The 17,278-nt window shown below is 45.9% G+C and carries 11 protein-coding genes; 1 reads left to right on the plus strand and 10 read right to left on the minus strand.

The features are described 5' to 3' along the window. Positions 1 to 28: 28 nt before the first annotated feature. From U0021_RS00270 to U0021_RS00315, 10 genes are all read right to left on the minus strand, one after another. Positions 29 to 3,976: a UvrD-helicase domain-containing protein gene (locus U0021_RS00270; RefSeq protein WP_114800532.1), complete on the minus strand. Its 3,948-nt coding sequence runs from the start codon at positions 3,974 to 3,976 to the stop codon at positions 29 to 31. A 69-nt stretch (positions 3,977 to 4,045) separates the two neighbouring features. After that, positions 4,046 to 4,651 carry a uracil-DNA glycosylase family protein gene (locus U0021_RS00275; protein WP_114800531.1) on the minus strand — a complete coding sequence of 202 codons (606 nt, stop codon included), beginning with the start codon at positions 4,649 to 4,651 and terminating at the stop codon, positions 4,046 to 4,048. Between the two features lie 51 nt (positions 4,652 to 4,702). Continuing rightward, positions 4,703 to 6,691, minus strand: a complete 1,989-nt coding sequence (gene uvrB, locus U0021_RS00280; RefSeq protein ID WP_205276540.1) for an excinuclease ABC subunit UvrB — start codon at positions 6,689 to 6,691, stop codon at positions 4,703 to 4,705. 248 nt (positions 6,692 to 6,939) lie between these two features. After that, positions 6,940 to 8,271 carry a lytic murein transglycosylase gene (locus tag U0021_RS00285; RefSeq protein ID WP_114800529.1) on the minus strand — a complete coding sequence of 444 codons (1,332 nt, stop codon included), beginning with the start codon at positions 8,269 to 8,271 and terminating at the stop codon, positions 6,940 to 6,942. Positions 8,272 to 8,494: 223 nt separating this feature from the next. Continuing rightward, the gene (gene purF / locus U0021_RS00290) at positions 8,495 to 10,024 is read right to left on the minus strand and encodes an amidophosphoribosyltransferase (protein WP_114800528.1); all 1,530 of its coding nucleotides are present in this window, start codon (positions 10,022 to 10,024) and stop codon (positions 8,495 to 8,497) included. A 65-nt stretch (positions 10,025 to 10,089) separates the two neighbouring features. After that, complete coding sequence (locus U0021_RS00295; protein WP_114800527.1) at positions 10,090 to 10,602, minus strand: CvpA family protein; 513 nt, start codon at positions 10,600 to 10,602, stop codon at positions 10,090 to 10,092. Positions 10,603 to 10,606: 4 nt separating this feature from the next. After that, on the minus strand, positions 10,607 to 11,632 hold the full coding sequence (locus U0021_RS00300; RefSeq protein WP_114800526.1) for a quinone-dependent dihydroorotate dehydrogenase: 1,026 nt from the start codon (positions 11,630 to 11,632) through the stop codon (positions 10,607 to 10,609). A 110-nt stretch (positions 11,633 to 11,742) separates the two neighbouring features. After that, complete coding sequence (locus tag U0021_RS00305; protein ID WP_227538702.1) at positions 11,743 to 12,291, minus strand: methylated-DNA--[protein]-cysteine S-methyltransferase; 549 nt, start codon at positions 12,289 to 12,291, stop codon at positions 11,743 to 11,745. After that, positions 12,291 to 13,232, minus strand: coding sequence for a signal recognition particle-docking protein FtsY (gene ftsY, locus U0021_RS00310; protein ID WP_049236033.1), 942 nt, complete (start codon positions 13,230 to 13,232; stop codon positions 12,291 to 12,293). Before ftsY ends, U0021_RS00305 begins: the two co-directional genes overlap by 1 nt. Before the next feature lie 127 nt (positions 13,233 to 13,359). Beyond that, positions 13,360 to 15,483 carry a PhoX family protein gene (locus tag U0021_RS00315; RefSeq protein WP_114800525.1) on the minus strand — a complete coding sequence of 708 codons (2,124 nt, stop codon included), beginning with the start codon at positions 15,481 to 15,483 and terminating at the stop codon, positions 13,360 to 13,362. Positions 15,484 to 15,876: 393 nt separating this feature from the next. Between U0021_RS00315 and U0021_RS00320 the strand changes: the two genes are divergently transcribed. After that, positions 15,877 to 17,271, plus strand: coding sequence for a M16 family metallopeptidase (locus U0021_RS00320; protein WP_114800524.1), 1,395 nt, complete (start codon positions 15,877 to 15,879; stop codon positions 17,269 to 17,271). Positions 17,272 to 17,278 lie beyond the last annotated feature (7 nt).

A 17,278-nucleotide genomic window follows, 5' to 3' on the forward strand; every position in this document is an offset into this window, starting at 1 on the left:
ATCTCTGCCATTAATAGTGAATTTTAACTTATAAAATGTCGTCAAGCGCCAAAATCAAAGACAGCGGTGGCTGCCAAAATAAACGCCCTGTATTTTCGTCATCATCTTGAACACCGCGTAAAAAGACATATTCAACGCCGCCCAGATAATGTGCCTCATTACCCACATAGCCTTTTAAGCGAATCTTTAAAAGTCGATGCAGTGCCACTTGATAAATCGCGGCTTGTAGCCAATAGCCAACCTTATCCATCGCGGCACTCATGGCGAGATCATGATATTCATCAGGCGTACCACCCAAGTAATTTGATTTATAATCCACAATAAAAAATCGCCCATCAGACTCATAAACCAAATCAATCTCACCGCGTAAATAACGATAACAGATGGTACGATAGTCATCTTCAAGCAAGATCAGATCTTTATCGCTGTGCGCTTTAAATACCTCATTGAGGCGGGCGATGCTAAAGCCGTCGCCAAGACCCAATGTAAAGCTAAGCTCACGCAGCTGAGCGGTCATCGGCAGAGAAATCAGAGAACGACGAGACGCCCTAAAAGGCGCATAGGCAAGCTGATCAATCCAAGCGACCAATTTATCATGATCATTGGTTTGATCGCCAGAAGCATGGGTGCGAGCGCCCGCCTGCCAAGTGGGTAAATAGCACTCGGCAATGCCAAGTTTTCGCCCCTGTTCATAGATCACTCCACTGATGATGTCATAGGCAGCCTGTGATGATGCTGATTTTAGACGATCTGTTGGCAAAAATTGCATGACTTTATGCAAAAAATCGCCTGCCACGCTGCCCTTAAAAAAACTTGCACGAATGCCATCAAGCTGATCAGATGCTGCCGTATCGGTAATCACAGACAGCTGATCGATATCAGCTTCATCAGGGGGGATGACAGACTTATCCAAGCGAGTGATCAGTGCGCTAAAGCTGGTCTTATGCTCTCCAAAAAACTGTGTCTTGGTCATAACCGCATCCCATGGCGCATAATTTTTGGCGATAGGGTTAGACAGCTGGTTTTGATAAGGCTGACTTAATAAATCTGCTTCATTCATGGCGATCCAGCCCACGCAGTCTTTTAGCCTATCTGGTAAGCTCAATGATTTTTCGCCTGCACAGTCAAGCCATTGATACAAAGGCATTTCTTTAGAATCTTTTTTAGATAAATCACCACCCACGATATACAGCTGTTCAGAAGCGCGCGTCAATGCCACATAGCCTAAGCGTCTGAGTTCATCAATCAATTCTTGACGATTGATATCGCGATAATAACTTTCATCAATGAGATTACCTTGACTTATACTTAAGCGACGCTGAAAATTATGATCACTATAAGGATAGATCGTCAAGCCATTGTCATTTCTTGGCTTTTCATCCATCCCTATCACATACACGATAGGAAATTCAAGTCCTTTTGATTTATGAATGGTCATCAAATTCACGCCGCTTTCGCTAGGTAGGATAGGACGCTTATTATAGCTATCAACATCAGCGCTCATCTGTTTATGATACCAAGCAATTAAGCGCATCTCATGCAGCTGCGATTGTTCACTGACTAATGCCACCAATCGCTCAAGATCCGCCAAATAACGCTCTCCTTGAGTGGCTGCCTTAAGCCAAGGCAATTTGTCGTGATCGCTATCGATGGGCGAATGATAAAGTGCATAGGCAAGTGCTGATGATACCCCATATCTTTGCCATCTTTCGTATGATTTTTTTAGATAAGTTAAAATATGAGTTTTTAAGTTTTGGGCATCTGACGGCGCATCACTCAAATCCTGCTCATTTGGCTCGATGATAGCCATCGCTTGCTTGAGCGTCATACCCACCAAACGTGAGACCAAAAATTTCCCCAAATTTTCGCTATGGTTTGGCTGTACCATCGCGATAATGAGCGCCAAAAGATCATCCGCCGCTTGAGTCATAAAGACATTAATTTCTTTGGGGATGACCGCTGGAATCTTCAGATGGTCAAGCTTGCTTTTTATCTTATCTAGCGCATCGGCTGTACGCCCAAGTACCGCGATGTGTTTTGGCAGGATCTTTTGACCATGCAGCGTATGATCACCTTGTAAAATGGTGTTGATATGCTGAGCAATTTTTTCAGCTCTTTTGTCGGCTTTTTGATTACCTTCGATATGATCAAAATGCAGCACCGCCACGGGATGATTGCCATAATAATCAGCATAGGCATCAGCTTGCCACTGGATACCGCCGCTGTCTTTATGCGCTTGGATCTGCTGATAAAAAATCCCTTGACCCAAATTTGCATGATTGGCGATGCCCTCTTGACCGTTATTTTCAAACCATGCATTGAGCGCCTCAATCAATGCTTTGCTTGAGCGGCGATTGACCGTCAAAGACAGCGACTGATCGATCAGCGGCGCTTTGATGAGCGCATCTTGGTTGCCATAGTGCTTGATCAAATTATAATTGGCAACATCGCCGCCCCGAAAGCGATAAATTGCCTGCTTAGGATCTCCAACCAATAGCAAAAACCCTCGCGGCAGTTTCGGTTTATCGCCGCCGATTTGCTCATAGCGGATAAGATTTTTGTGATAATGGGCGATCTCAGTGAGATAGACCCGCTCAATGAGATCAACTTGTAGCCCATTGACATCTTGAGATTCATCAATCAAAGCCACGGGATAATGATGGCGAATGTGCCGCGCAAGTGCAGGACTATTACCAAGCGCTTCATTCAATCTCACCATTTGCAAGGTAAATGTGGTCTGATTCTGTGTTTCAAGCCGTTGGGCGATCTGATTTTTTGCACTTATAATGATGTGTCGGCAGATGTGCTCATGATACAGCTTGGCTTGTTCACCAAGAGCGGTATAAAGATTGGCAATATCACTGAGCGCTTGAAGTGGCAGCGCCATAAATTGATGCATATCGCTTGGATCTGCGCTTTTATTAAAAATTTGCCACTCTTTTTCAGCCGCTTTAGTGATGCTATCAATCAGCTTAAGCGCGTCATCATCCACAAAATTAACAAACAGCGCCCCATGTTTTTGGATTAAAGACAACACATGTGGCAGATGATGGATCTGTTTGCCAAAACCTAGACTTTGGTTCATGGACACGCTTTTACGAAAATCAGCATCAAAATATGGCGTAAATCCTGTAAAATCAGTGTTTAAAATTTGGTCAATCAGCGTTTGAGCTGAGCTGATATCTGCATCTTGAGGCATATTCAGCTCATCAATGGGGGCAGAATAAAAGTCGATGGCTTTATTGACGATACTTGCGACCGCAGCCACTTGACTAAAAAAATTTGGATAAAACGCTTTGAAAATTTGATAAAATTCAGGATGGGCGTGCTTTAACCTGACTTCTTCGGCGCGTAGCTCATCATGGACGATGGCGGCGACTTTTTGTTCAGCATGATTCAAAATCTCCATGCCGGACTGATGACCGATTTGGGCGGCAAATTCATTGAGCCATTTTTGGGCAAGGCTATCTAGCGTGCCAACAAACAGCTTATCCAAAGACGTCAGTAAAAGCCCTGTGCGATAAATCACTTCATTTAAGAATGTCGCTGGCTGAGATAGGATAAATTTAAGTAAATGCTCATTGATGGGATCGGCGGCATCATGCCCAGCTTCAGTGGCACGCGTGATGATCTGATCCATGGGCGCCGCCCCGTCAAACCACTCAGGCTGTGTACTCGCCATACCCTGCAGCCAGCGCACCAACCCATAAAAGCTGTGCAGCCGCTCACTGATGCGCTCTTGCATCTCGGCGGCAGCTGCCCGAGTGAATGTCGTAGCGATGATACGCTCAGGTGGATATTTTTTTTCGATTAATAGGCGTAAAATAATCCCCGTCAGCGTCCAAGTCTTGCCAGTACCTGCCGAAGCTTCGATCAAATACGCCTGCTCAAGCGTGCATTGCAAGGCGGCGATTTGCTCAGTTTGTTCAGAATGTTTGGGTGCTGTCGGCAGCGTGGGCAAGATAATATCGGTCATTGCTGTATCTGGTTGCGTCGGTTTTAGTATTTTAGCAAATATGCGCCCAAAATCCAGTCCAACTTTATATTATGTAAGCAGACCAAGCGCATCAAAAACCTGTCGATAAACATCGGCTTTTTTATCGATCGCCAAAGGATACGCCCTTGATGATGACGGCAAGCGGTATAAGTCAATACACCGATTGGCGATCAACAGCTGCACCCGCTCACCGATTTTGGGCGTATTTTGGCTGGTAAATTGCTGACATAAAACTTCGGTGGCTTTTTCACCAGTGGTGATCACAGCGTGGCACTGCGGCAGCTGCCTAAGTATGCTTTCGATATCCATGGGCGTTATGATCTGTAAAAACTGATCAGAAGCATTGTCTTTTTGGCGGATCACCTGATAAGCCGTATCACCGATGGCGATGCCTGCACTCACCAAAAATTTTTCAATCTCATCTTGATAAAAGGTTTTGTTGGCTTTATCAATAAATCGCTCAGCATCACCAAAAAACACCAAGCCCAAAATGCGCCACATATCATTATTATAATTTGGATAATAAAATGGCATTTTCCAGCGCTCAGGCGGCGGCGGAAAGCTGCCAAGCATCATCACGCGCGCATTGGGCGGTGTGAAAGGCGGTAAAGGGTGCGTATGGATCGTTTTTGTCGTCATAGGCTGATTAAACATGGATTTGTCTTTACTTTATAATTAAAAAGTAAAGACATCGTCATTATAAGTTTATTTGACCAAAAGTTCTTTGAGTGCAATGACTGTATCACGCACTTTTGCAGCTTCTTCAAATTTTAGCTCGCGTGATAATGCCTGCATTTGTTTTTCTAAGCGAGCAATTTCTTTGGCGAGCAGCTTTGGCGAATGTAGAATATTTTCATCCACGTCTGCCAGTGCTTCAGATAGAATAATCTGCACCACTTCGGTATTTTCATCATCACCTGTATCAATTTTATCAGTGATGGCGCGGCTCGCTGACTTGGGCGTGATGCCATGCGCTTCGTTGAAGGCGATTTGCTTGGCGCGTCGTCGCTCGGTCTCATCGATGGCTTTTTGCATACTTGGCGTGATGGTATCGGCATATAAGATGGCTTTACCATTCACATGCCGCGCTGCCCTACCGATGGTCTGTATCAGTGAACGCTCCGAACGCAAAAACCCTTCTTTGTCGGCATCAAAAATCGCCACAAGGCTCACTTCAGGCATATCAAGACCTTCACGAAGTAAGTTGATCCCCACCAGCACATCATAAATGCCTGTGCGCAGCTCATGAATGATTTTCATGCGCTCAACGGTATCGATGTCTGAGTGTAAATACGCCACCTTGATGCCGTATTCCTTGAGATAACTGGTCAAATCTTCTGCCATACGCTTGGTCAGCGTCGTGATCAGTACGCGCTCATCCAAAGGCTTTCTTAAGTTAATCTCACCCAGCACATCATCCACCTGAGTCAGCACAGGGCGAATCTCAAGCACAGGATCGACCAAGCCTGTTGGGCGTACCACCTGCTCGACGACTTGCTCGGATTTTTCAAGCTCATAATTGGCTGGCGTGGCAGACACATAGATGGTGGCAGGCGAGATACGCTCCCATTCCTCAAACTTCATGGGTCTGTTATCCATGGCGCTTGGCAGACGAAAACCATATTGTACCAGCGTCTCTTTGCGGCTTTTATCACCTTTATACATCGCACCGATTTGTGGCACAGTGACATGACTTTCATCAATGAACAGCAGTGCATCCGATGGAATATAGTCAAACAATGTCGGCGGCGCTTCACCTGCAGGTCTGCCAGACAGATGGCGAGAATAGTTTTCAATGCCATTACAATAGCCGAGCTGCTGAATCATCTCAAGATCGTATTGAGTGCGCTCTTTGATTCGCTGCGCTTCGATAAGTTTATCATTGGCACGAAAATATTCTAGCCTTTGGGCAAGCTCTTCTTTGATCGTGGCGCTGGCAGCTTCTAGCTTTTCTTTTGGGGTGACATAGTGTGATTTGGGATAAATGGTGATGCGTGGCACGGATTTGATATTTTTACCAGTCAGTGGATCAAACCAAGTGATTTTTTCCACTTCATCATCAAACATAGAAATGCGCACCGCCAAGCTTTCACTTTCGGCAGGATATACATCCAAAGTCTCCCCACGTAAGCGATAAGTACCGCGCCCAAAGTCCAGCTCATTGCGCTCATATTGCAGCTCAACAAGCCTTTTTATCATCGCATCTCGATGCACCCGATCTCCGACGACGATATGAAGTAGCATCTTTAGATAGCTTTCAGGGTCGCCCAGACCATAAATGGCTGACACAGACGCCACAATGATGGCATCACGCCGCTCAAGCAAAGCACGCGTCGCCGATAGGCGCATCTGATCAATATGATCATTGATGGCGCTGTCTTTTTCGATAAAAGTATCGCTGGCAGGCACATAGGCTTCGGGCTGATAATAATCATAATAACTGACAAAATATTCAACCGCATTATGTGGAAAAAATGCCTTAAATTCACCATACAGCTGAGCTGCCAAAGTCTTATTATGCGCCATAATAATGGCAGGACGCCCGCTCTCGGCGATCACCTTTGCCATGGTATAGGTTTTACCTGATCCTGTGACGCCTAACAAAAGCTGCCCGCGCATACCCGATTCAATCCCTTTGACGAGTTTGGAGATCGCCGCAGGCTGATCCCCTGATGGCTCAAAGTCTGTCACCATGTCAAAGGCTTGGCTTGAAATTTGAGTTCCTGACACATTCACGCCAGTAAGCTGAGCTTTTTCTTGGAGCTCGCGAGCCAGCTGATTGGTTTGGCGTTCGGCTCTGGAAGTTTCGGGCAGTCGCATAATGGATTCTTTTTCTTCTTTAAACAGTTAAATCAACAAAAACCCCATTATCATGGGGGTGATAATGGGGTTTTGCAAGGGCAATTATCCTCAGTCAAAAATGGCTAATGATACAAATAAGCTTACCAAATCAAATGACCTGCGGTGCGCTGACTGATAAAGCCGTCTGGCACTTGACCATTGGCAGCTTGCCAGCGTGCAAAGGCACGGCGCGTATTACTGCCCGCCACACCATCAATACCTTGAGTATCAAAGCCTTGTGTGGTTAAGTTACGCTGAAGGGTCAAAATTTGGCTTCTTGACAATGGCTGCTCATGACGTGGCCAAGATTGAATTAACCCAGAACCGCCTGCGATTTGCTTGGCTAATAATGACACACCCAAGGCATAGCTTGATGAGTTATTATACACTCGAATGACATCAAAATTTTTGGTGAGCAATAAAGCTGGTCCGTATTGACCTGCAGGCAGCCACAGTTCAGCTTCATGTGCGCCGCCAAAATATTCGCCACTTGTACTGACCAATCCAGATGCCTTCCAAGCATCAAGACTGCGCTTGGTATTTAGCTGCGAGAAGTCAAACCCAGCAGGCAACCGTACCTCATAAAAAGGCTGCAAGCCGCGCACCCATCCAGCATTCGCCAGATAACTTGCAGTGGACGTTAAAGCATCTTGGCGGCTCCAAGGGTCTTTGCGCCCATCACCATTACCATCGACGCCCTCTTGCATCCATGTGGTCGGGATGAACTGAGTATGTCCCATGCCACCTGCCCATGAGCCCTGCAGCTGAGATGCTGTCACATCACCACGTTCAATCATTCGAACCATAGAAATCAGCTGACTTTCAGCAAATTCACGGCGGCGACCATCATAAGCCAAACTTGATAACGCACTCACCAAATCCATACTGCCCATACCGGCACCGTATGATGATTCCATACCCCAAATGGCAGTAGTGATCTCTTTTGGTGTACCATAGATGGATTCAGCCGAGGTCAAGATGCTGAGATTTTCATTTAATTTAGATTTACCTTGACGGATGCGATTTGAAGAGGCGGCTGACTCGACATACTCCCAAGGCATTTTGGTAAATTCAGCTTGGCTACGATCCAAATCAATCACGCGCTGACTTAGCATTGCGCCCGCCATCAATGAATTTAAAAGATTGGGATTGACACCTTGAGATACCGCGCGGTGCATAAAGTCACTTTTCCACTCACCAAAGCTGCCATATTGAAACTCAATGCCGGCACTTGGTTTAGTCACTGTAGGTGTTTGAACCACGACCGGTGGCGCTTTTTGGACGACGACAGGCGGCTTGGTTGTCGGCTGAGGCGTGGCTTGCACCACTTTGATTGGCGCACGATCGGGGGCGGGCTGTGATGCACAAGATGCCAAAAGCAGCGCCGAAATCGTCAAAGGTAGGGCTGACCAAGGAAAGGGTTTTTTTGTCATAAGTATTTCCAACAATGTCTATGAATCATATGCCAAATCACTTTAGCAAGAATCAGGCAAAAAGTCGATCATTATCACATAAAATGAGCAAAATTTTTACAGCTTGTGGCTAATCATAAAATGATAACGGATAAGTTTAACTGCTTAATGACATTTGCCAAATAAAAAAACAGCGCCAAATCAATTTTGACGCTGTTTTACTCTTTTTTAATCTTTATAATCCCTAGACCGCAGAGACACCTGTCATATCAACAGGCGTATCAACTAAGGTCACGCCTTTGTCTTTGACGGCATCATTTCGTTTATTTTGAAGGTCGGTCAAATAGGCTTCATTAATATTACCTGCAATGTATTTACCATCAAAAACCGAACAATCAAAGCCATCCACTCGGCTGTGTTTGGTGTCGCTGACCGCTTCAATCAAATCGTCTAAGTCTTGGAAAATCAAACGATCTGCACCGATAATCTCGCGCACTTCCTCAACACTGCGACCCGATGAGATCAGCTCGCTACGCACAGGCATATCAATACCATAGACATTCGGATACATCACCGGCGGCGCTGCTGACGCAAAAAAGACATTTTTGGCGCCCGCATCGCGCGCCATCTGAATGATCTCATAGCACGTGGTGCCGCGCACGATTGAGTCATCCACCAAAAGCACGTTTTTGTTTTTAAATTCTAGCGGTACGGCGTTTAGTTTTTGGCGTACACTTTTTTTGCGCTGCTGCTGACCTGGCATGATAAAAGTGCGACCGATATAGCGATTTTTATTAAAACCTTCGCGATACTTGACATTCAAACGCACCGCCAATTCAAGCGCTGAGTTTCTTGATGTATCAGGAATTGGAATCACCACATCAATACCATGATCTTCACCCCACTCACGCAAAATTTGATCTGCCAATTTTTCGCCCATACGCATCCGCGCTTTGTGAACGGAAATATTATCAATGATCGAATCAGGACGCGCAAAATACACGTATTCAAAGATACAAGGCGTATATTGCCCTTCTTCGACTGGCACACACTGATGTGTATGGAGGCTGTGATTTAGATCAATAAAAATCGCTTCGCCTGGTGCAATGTCTCTGACTACCTCAAAGCCCAATGCCTGCAAAGCCACCGACTCTGATGCCACCATATACTCTATGCCTTTTTCGGTCAATCGGCGTCCATAAATCAAGGGACGAATGCCGTTAGGATCGCGAAATGCCACCAAACCATGACCCGTAATCAAAGCCACCACACCAAAGGCACCTTCACAGCGTTTATACAGCTTGGTCAGCGCCTCAAAGATGTCGCCAGACGCCAAAGCGGGCTTGGTGAATTTTTGGAGCTCATGCGCAAAAATATTTAGCAATACTTCAGAATCCGACTGAGTATTTAGATGACGGCGATCTTCTTCGTACAGCTCACGAGCCAATTTTTCAGCATTGGTCAAGTTGCCATTATGTGCCAAAGTAATGCCATAAGGCGAGTTGACATATAAAGGCTGAGCTTCTGCGGTGCTAGAAGTGCCAGCTGTCGGATAGCGCACATGACCGATGCCGCAGTTACCCACCAAGCGCACCATATGCTGATTCAAGAATACATCGCGCACCATACCATTGTCTTTACGCAGATAGAAGCGATTGTCTTTTAGGGTGACAATGCCTGCTGCGTCTTGACCGCGGTGCTGTAGCATGGTTAAGCCATCATACAACATTTGATTGACGGGTTCATGCGCCATGACGCCGATTACACCACACATATTTACTCCAAATTATTGATAACAATAAGTTAATAATTATCGAAAGCTGATGTTAAGTTATATCATCATTGTTGGTCTTTATAGGGATTTTCTAGCTGATTCCAAGTGCTGTCAAATGCCTTATGTAATAAATTTTTTGCCACTGGTGCATACGGTAATAAGCTTGGAACAAGCACAGACGACTGAGCCACAGGCATCAGCGCCAATACAGGAGAAATGATACTTAGCACAACCAAAACCTTCAAAACGCCGGTAGCAGCACCAAACACACCCCCACCAATACGATCCAAAAATCCCAGCTTTAGCGCCTTAAATGAGCGCGCCAATATGTTGGCAGCTGTGCCAACAAGCAAAACAGTAATCAGCATGATGACAACAAAAGCCATGGCAACTTGCAGAACCGAATTATCGACAAATGGGGCAAAAATATGAGAAAAGCTGTTCGCCGTCTTTGATGCGACAACCAAGGCAATGAGCCACGACAAAAGCATTGCCATACTTTTTATGATACCAGCAGTAAAACCACGCCAAATACCCAAAAGGACAACAATACTGATAATGATATCAATCCAATTCATAGGCTTATCCGTAGCGATCGCCTGAGAGCGCCTGCACACAGTCTGTCACCAGTCCAGGACCTTTATAAATAAGCCCAGAATATAACTGAACCGCTTTGGCACCTGCATGAATTTTTTTGACAGCAAGCTCGCCTGTCTCAATACCACCCACGCCAATCAAATCGACTTTATCAGCGATACGATCTGCAAATTGAGACAAAATCAGTGTACTTTGATGGTTTACAGGGCGACCAGACAATCCGCCTGCTTCTTCTCCATGACGAAAGCCCTCAACGCCTGTGCGTGATAAGGTGGTATTTGTTGCAATCAAACCATCAATCTCAAAATCAAGCACAGTACAAGAGATTTCATCAATTTGGCTTAAATCCAAATCAGGCGCAATCTTCAATGCTAATGGCACATAAAATCCATAGTCATTGGCGAGGCGCAGTTGGCAGTTTTTGATGCCATCAAGCAGCTGTGATAGCGCATTACCGCTTTGTAAGTCCCGCAAATTTTTGGTATTCGGGCTTGAGATATTAATGGTGATATAACTGGCGTATGGATACACACGCTCAAGACAATAGATATAATCGTCAAGCGCATTTTCAACAGGGGTGGTGGCATTTTTGCCGATATTAATTCCAAGCACGCCTTGATACTTTGCCCGTTCAATATTATCAATCATCGCGTCCACGCCATGATTGTTAAATCCCATTCGATTGATGATGCCGTGCGCTTCTTTGATGCGGAATAGACGAGGTTTGTCGTTGCCTGATTGAGGTCTTGGGGTAACGGTGCCAATTTCCAAAAACCCAAATCCTAGCTCGCTTAAGGCGTCGATGTATTCGCCATTTTTATCCAAACCTGCCGCCAGACCCACAGGATTTAATAAAGAGATGCCCATGCACTCGGTAGGCAGCGCCTGCTTGGCATACACAAAACCCAAAAGATGCGCTTTATTGGCGGATTCAAGCATCTCAAGTGTCTTTTCGTGTGCTTGCTCAGGATCCATACTAAATAACAACGGACGCAGCAGCGCATAAGGCATAAACACCCCCTTCAACCATCAAATGTGAAATGAAATCATCCAATTATAGCATAAATAATCAAAATCAGTGGGTGTTTTTATTTTGGCTTATATACACAAATGCGACTAAGTTAGCGCAAGCGATGCGCCCTTTCAAGATCCAACAGTGCTTTTTTAATGGCGATGCCGCCAGTGTAGCCGCCCAAACTGCCATCAGAGGCGACCACTCGGTGGCAAGGAATGAGTAAACTCAAGGGATTTTTGCCATTGGCGTTGGCGCAGGCACGATAGGCTTTGGGCTTGCCAATGCGTGCGGCAAGCTCGGCATAGCTGATGGTTTGACCATAATCAATGGTCAAAAGCGTTGCCCAAACCTGCTGCTGAAATTGGGTGCCATAAGAAATATCAAGCGGTATGCTAAAGTCCTTGCGCGTGCCATCAAAGTATTCATTAAGCTGACGAATCGTCTGCAAAAGAATTGCCTGATTGGGCTGACTGCGGTCCAATTTAGATGAGTTGATCAGCACCGCGCGCTGATTGGCTTTGGTCAGCAGCTTTTGGGTTTTGACCTCTTGCCAGTCAAGCAAAACAAGCTTGCCGTTACTGGCAGTTAAGCGCATGGTCGGCAGCTTGGCCAAAAAACTTGGCGGATGATACTCTGTGCTGACCGCCTCGCTCATCATTCCTCTTTTTCCAAAAGCGCATCGACAAAATCTTTTGGCTTAAAGGGCTGTAGATCATCAATACCTTCCCCAACGCCGATAAAACGGATGGGAATGTCGGTGTTTTGGGCAATATTAAATACCACGCCGCCTTTGGCAGTGCCATCAAGCTTGGTGACACTGATACCTGTCAAATTCACCGCCTCTGAAAATACCTGCACTTGATTAATGGCGTTTTGACCTGTGCCTGCATCTAGCACGATCATTGTCTCGTGCGGAGCTGTCTCGTCGCCTTTTTTCATCACACGGACGACTTTTTCAAGCTCATTCATAAGATAGGTTTTATTTTGTAGGCGCCCTGCTGTATCAGCGATGAGCACGTCTATGCCCTTTGCCTTAGCAGACTGCATGGCATCAAAAATTACCGAAGCACTATCTGACCCATGTCCTTGAGCGACGACAGGGATGCCATTTCGCTCGCCCCAGATTTGTAGCTGCTCGGTTGCTGCTGCCCGAAAGGTGTCGCCAGCAGCAAGCATCACTGATTTACCTTCGGCTTGTAGGCGCTTGGCAAGCTTGCCGATCGTGGTAGTCTTACCAACGCCATTGACACCCACCATCAAGATGACGAAAGGTTTTTTGGTGGTGTCAATGACCAAAGGCTCAACTTTGGGCGTCAAAATATCGGTCAGCTCAGTTTTGAGCGCCTTATACAAAGAATGCGAATAAATCAAATCGCCGCGCGCGGTCTGCTCGGTCAGATTTTTGATAATGCGGTTGGTGGCATTGACACCGATATCAGCAACCAGTAGCTGATCTTCAACTTCTTCAAGCAGCTCATCATCAATCTCTTTGCCGCCGACCAAGACATTAACCAGCCCTTCTGATAAGTTTTTGCTTGACTTTGATAGTCCAGCTTTCATGCGGGAAAACCAGCCGCCTTTTTCGTTTTCGCTCATATCCTGCCTTACGATTTTATGATTATGTCATTGAGTGTGATTGTAACACAAATTTACCCAAAATTCATTACACAAAAATCCCCAAGCCTGTCATAACATGCTTGGGGATCGGTGGTATTAGCTGATATTAAACCATGTTTTGTAATGATTCGCCTAAGATCACGCCGCCATCATTTTTGGTAATCATGACTGTCGCTGAGCGTGGTACGCGTCCACCTGGAACCGCACCCCAAGTCACATCAGGGCTGTCTTCGCCAGGATGCTGGATATTGATGAATAAGGTTTTAAAGTCAGGTGTCATGGTGATGCCTGTGACCTCACAGCCTTTTGGACCCACAAAGAATCTTTTTAGGGTATCATTGGTCGCCATCGCACCCACGGGCGTATTGCGTCCTGTGGTTGTGGTCATGATTTTACCATCACCCACATGGCTAGGCAGCGCTGCAAGTAACATACAGTTAGTGGTCTTGGTATAAGCGCTGTCATCCGTTTGAATCCACAAGACACCACGCGGATCAAAGTACAAGCCATCTGGAGAAGACAAGTCATTTTCAGCAGATAGGTTGGATAAGTTTTGCTCAGTCAAATCATTTGGCGCAGCAAACAAATACACATCCCAATCAAACGCTGTTGCGGTGTGCTCACCACGCTCACGCCAGCGAACGATATGACCATGTTGGTTGCCTTTGTTGTTATAGCTTCTTGGGTTGGCGGCATCGGTAGCTTCAACTGTACGCTTTGAGTTGTTTGTCAAAGTCACATAAACTTCGCCTGTGATCGGACTGACCGAGATCCACTCAGGACGGTCCATCTTGGTTGCGCCTACGCTGTCGGCTGCCAAGCGAGCATTGATGACGACATCGGCTTGGTCTTTGAACTGATAATCTTTATGATTGACTTTACCATAAGACAGCTCACGCCATTCACCTGTACCATCTGCATTAAACACGGCAACATACAGCGTGCCATCATTCATGTATTTATCGCCTGCCTTTAAGCCTTTGCCCACATCGCTTGGTGACCATTTGGCTTTAGAGACAAATTTATAAATGTACTCACCGCGCGCGTCATCACCCATATAAAAGACCACAGGCTTGCCAGCGACAGGCGGTACAAAAGCACAGTTTTCATGAGCAAAGCGCCCCAAGCTTGTGCGCTTTACTGCGCGAGCTTTTGGATCAAATGGATCAATTTCAACGATGTATCCAAAGCCATTAAACCCATGACGATAATCAGCGCTTGCGTCATTGGCTTTGGCAGTGGCTTCCCAGCGGCTGAATTCATCAGTCACAATGCCTTCTTTATCGTCAGCGGTGTGCCACAGATAGCCGCCGCCTGTGCTGTTTTCTTTTAAGCCATAGCGAGCCAGTGCGATATCTGCTTGGGTGCCGATTTTGGCTTTGTCTTCACCGCGTGCAAAGACATTTAAAAAGTTTTCTTCGGTGGTTAGATAAGTGCCCCATGGTGACATGCCTGAACCACATTGGTTATTGATGCCCCAAGTGCTTTTGCCTGATTTGTCAAATTTGGTGACAAGCATTTTACTGCCTGCTGCTGCACCTGCAAAATCTACCGTCGTTGCACTTGAAAAACGCTTATTAAATGGTGAGTTTTTGACCATTTCATAGCGATCGCCTGTTTTTCTTAGCTCAACCACAGCCACGCCATGAGCGTTAGCATCGCGACGCACATCCATAGCAAGGCGTTTTTTTCGATAAATCGGCGCGGCATTGTTATCTTCCTGTGTAAAGAAACCCATTGGGTGTAGATTTTCGTTGGTATATTCATGGTTGATTGCCAACAAAGCACGATTTGATTGATTAGGATCAAATTTGCCGTTGGTCATGCCATAAAAATGCATACCGTCGTGGTTATCGCCCATGCGATACAAAAATGATTCGCCCGAATGTTCGCGGTTGTCACGGAACGCTTCGATGCCATCAATCAGCGGCTCGCCCAAATGCAAAAATGCACGCGCCGTGTAGCCTTCGGCAACTTTCATATCATTGCCTGTATAATGTGGTACGGCTTTGAATTGAAGTTTTGTTGGGCGTGCCAAATTTGTTTTGGTTGGTGCGGTGGTGGAATTTGCACTCGCCATCAAAGGCAATGAGCCAAACATGGCAGCAGCCGTCAAGCCTGCGCCACCTTTTAAAATGGTGCGACGTGACACGGTTTGATTTAGGATATCAGCAAAGTTTGGGTTGCTGGTTGGGTTTGAGTCTTCGATAAAATCGTGTGGGTTATTCATCTGTATTTCCTTAGGCTTGCCATAGTAAGCGGGCTTGGTGAATGCCGATATCTTAGCAAGCAAGCATGACAGATCAGTGACTGGTACATGACAGATTCATGACAGAGATTGAGCAGATTTTGTTTGGCAAAATTTTCATTTGATAAGCATTTATTACTCAATGTATCTAATCTGCGACATTTGGCTTGGAAGATGTGTTTTTGATGATGATTATCATTATAATGGTCAGATTATTTTACTAATTATTTTGGCTGGAGTAATTTATGAATATATTAAAAAGCAGCTTACTTATGATATTTGCCTTGGTAGTCGTCGGCTGCGCCAGTGTTTCGCCGACGGCATCAGTCATGATTGGCGGTACAACCACATTATAAAACACAGTAAGGACAACCCATGAAACTTATTCCATTGGCTTTTGCGATCAGTGCGGCAGTCGGCTTATCTGCCTGTCAAAGTCTTACCCCCACCCAAGACGCTGCCTCAACCACAAAACCCACAAGCACCCAAGCAAAACAACACGATATTTATACCCACACCTTAGATAATGGGCTTAAAGTCATCATCAAGCAAGACAGTCGCGCGCCGATCGTGATGACGCAGATTTGGTATGATGTGGGTTCAAGTGATGAGCCTGTGGGCAAAGGCGGCATTTCGCATTTTCTTGAGCATATGATGTTTAAAGATGCCAAAGGGATTAGCCATGATGATTATCAAAGGCTGATCAGTCATTTTGGTGGTCAGACCAACGCATTCACCAGTGATGAGTTCACAGCTTACTATGAAAGTTTGCCTGCCAATCAATTTCCACTGGCACTGCAGATTGAAGCCAATCGCATGAATCATCTGATCTTGACCGCCGATGAAGTCGCCACCGAAAAACAAGTCATCAAAGAAGAGCGCCGTCTGCGCACTGATGATAACCCAATCGCCAAAGCCTATGAAGAATTTTTGGCGATCGCTATGCCTGACTCGCCAATGGGTCGTCCAGTCATTGGCAGTATGGCAGATATCGAAGGGATTGATTTGCAAGATTTACAAAACTGGTATGGTAAATGGTATCGCCCAAATAATGCCACGCTTGTGCTTGTCGGAGACATCACCCCTGATGTTGCCATGCCTTGGATCGAAAAATATTTTAAGGATCTAACGCCATCTTCATTGCCCAAGCGAGCCAATTTAAATCAGCCTAGCCACCGAGGCTACACCCAAGCCCAAAGCCATCAAAATGTGCAAGTACCAAGCCTGATCATGGGCTTTAATGTGCCAACGCTTGGCAGCCAAAACAGCCAATCCACCAGTGAAGCCCATGCGCTATCATTATTAAGCGATCTTGCTGATGGCGGCTTATCGGCACGGTTTGAGCGTCAACTGATTCGCAACCTTCAGGTGCTCAGCAGCGTCTCTATTCATTATGACATGCTCTCAAAAGGCGATGGTTTGTTTACCATCATCGCAACGCCGCGCGATGGGGTGAGCCTGCAGGACGCTGAAGCCGCCATTTTGGCAGAGCTAAATGCCATCACCGAAGGTCAAATCACTGATGATGAGCTGTCTCGCAGCCGTGCAGGCTTGTTGTCGTCCTTGGTCTTTACCAATGACAGTATCGCCAATCAAGCCATCAGCTTAGGATTATTATCTACGCTTGGATTGCCGCTAGAGACGCTAAACACCCTGCCGCAAGCACTTGATAAAATCAGTAAATCAGACATTCAAGCTGTCGGCAAAAAATATATCACAAAGGATAATTTAACCACAGTGTACGTTTTACCCAATCACACTCAACAATAAAGCGGTG

It is taken from the genome of Moraxella canis (assembly GCF_034424565.1).
GTDB lineage: Bacteria > Pseudomonadota > Gammaproteobacteria > Pseudomonadales > Moraxellaceae > Moraxella > Moraxella canis.

What these genes read in the sequence shown, in the direction of transcription:
- U0021_RS00320 (WP_114800524.1), top strand. Translation starts at nt 15,877, where the DNA reads ATGAAACTTATTCCATTGGCTTTTGCGATCAGTGCGGCAGTCGGCTTA.
- U0021_RS00295 (WP_114800527.1), bottom strand. Translation starts at nt 10,602, where the DNA reads ATGAATTGGATTGATATCATTATCAGTATTGTTGTCCTTTTGGGTATT.
- U0021_RS00270 (WP_114800532.1), bottom strand. Translation starts at nt 3,976, where the DNA reads ATGACCGATATTATCTTGCCCACGCTGCCGACAGCACCCAAACATTCT.
- U0021_RS00305 (WP_227538702.1), bottom strand. Translation starts at nt 12,291, where the DNA reads ATGAGCGAGGCGGTCAGCACAGAGTATCATCCGCCAAGTTTTTTGGCC.
- uvrB (WP_205276540.1), bottom strand. Translation starts at nt 6,691, where the DNA reads ATGGTGACAGACTTTGAGCCATCAGGGGATCAGCCTGCGGCGATCTCC.
- U0021_RS00300 (WP_114800526.1), bottom strand. Translation starts at nt 11,632, where the DNA reads ATGCCTTATGCGCTGCTGCGTCCGTTGTTATTTAGTATGGATCCTGAG.
- purF (WP_114800528.1), bottom strand. Translation starts at nt 10,024, where the DNA reads ATGTGTGGTGTAATCGGCGTCATGGCGCATGAACCCGTCAATCAAATG.
- U0021_RS00285 (WP_114800529.1), bottom strand. Translation starts at nt 8,271, where the DNA reads ATGACAAAAAAACCCTTTCCTTGGTCAGCCCTACCTTTGACGATTTCG.
- U0021_RS00315 (WP_114800525.1), bottom strand. Translation starts at nt 15,483, where the DNA reads ATGAATAACCCACACGATTTTATCGAAGACTCAAACCCAACCAGCAAC.
- ftsY (WP_049236033.1), bottom strand. Translation starts at nt 13,232, where the DNA reads ATGAGCGAAAACGAAAAAGGCGGCTGGTTTTCCCGCATGAAAGCTGGA.
- U0021_RS00275 (WP_114800531.1), bottom strand. Translation starts at nt 4,651, where the DNA reads ATGTTTAATCAGCCTATGACGACAAAAACGATCCATACGCACCCTTTA.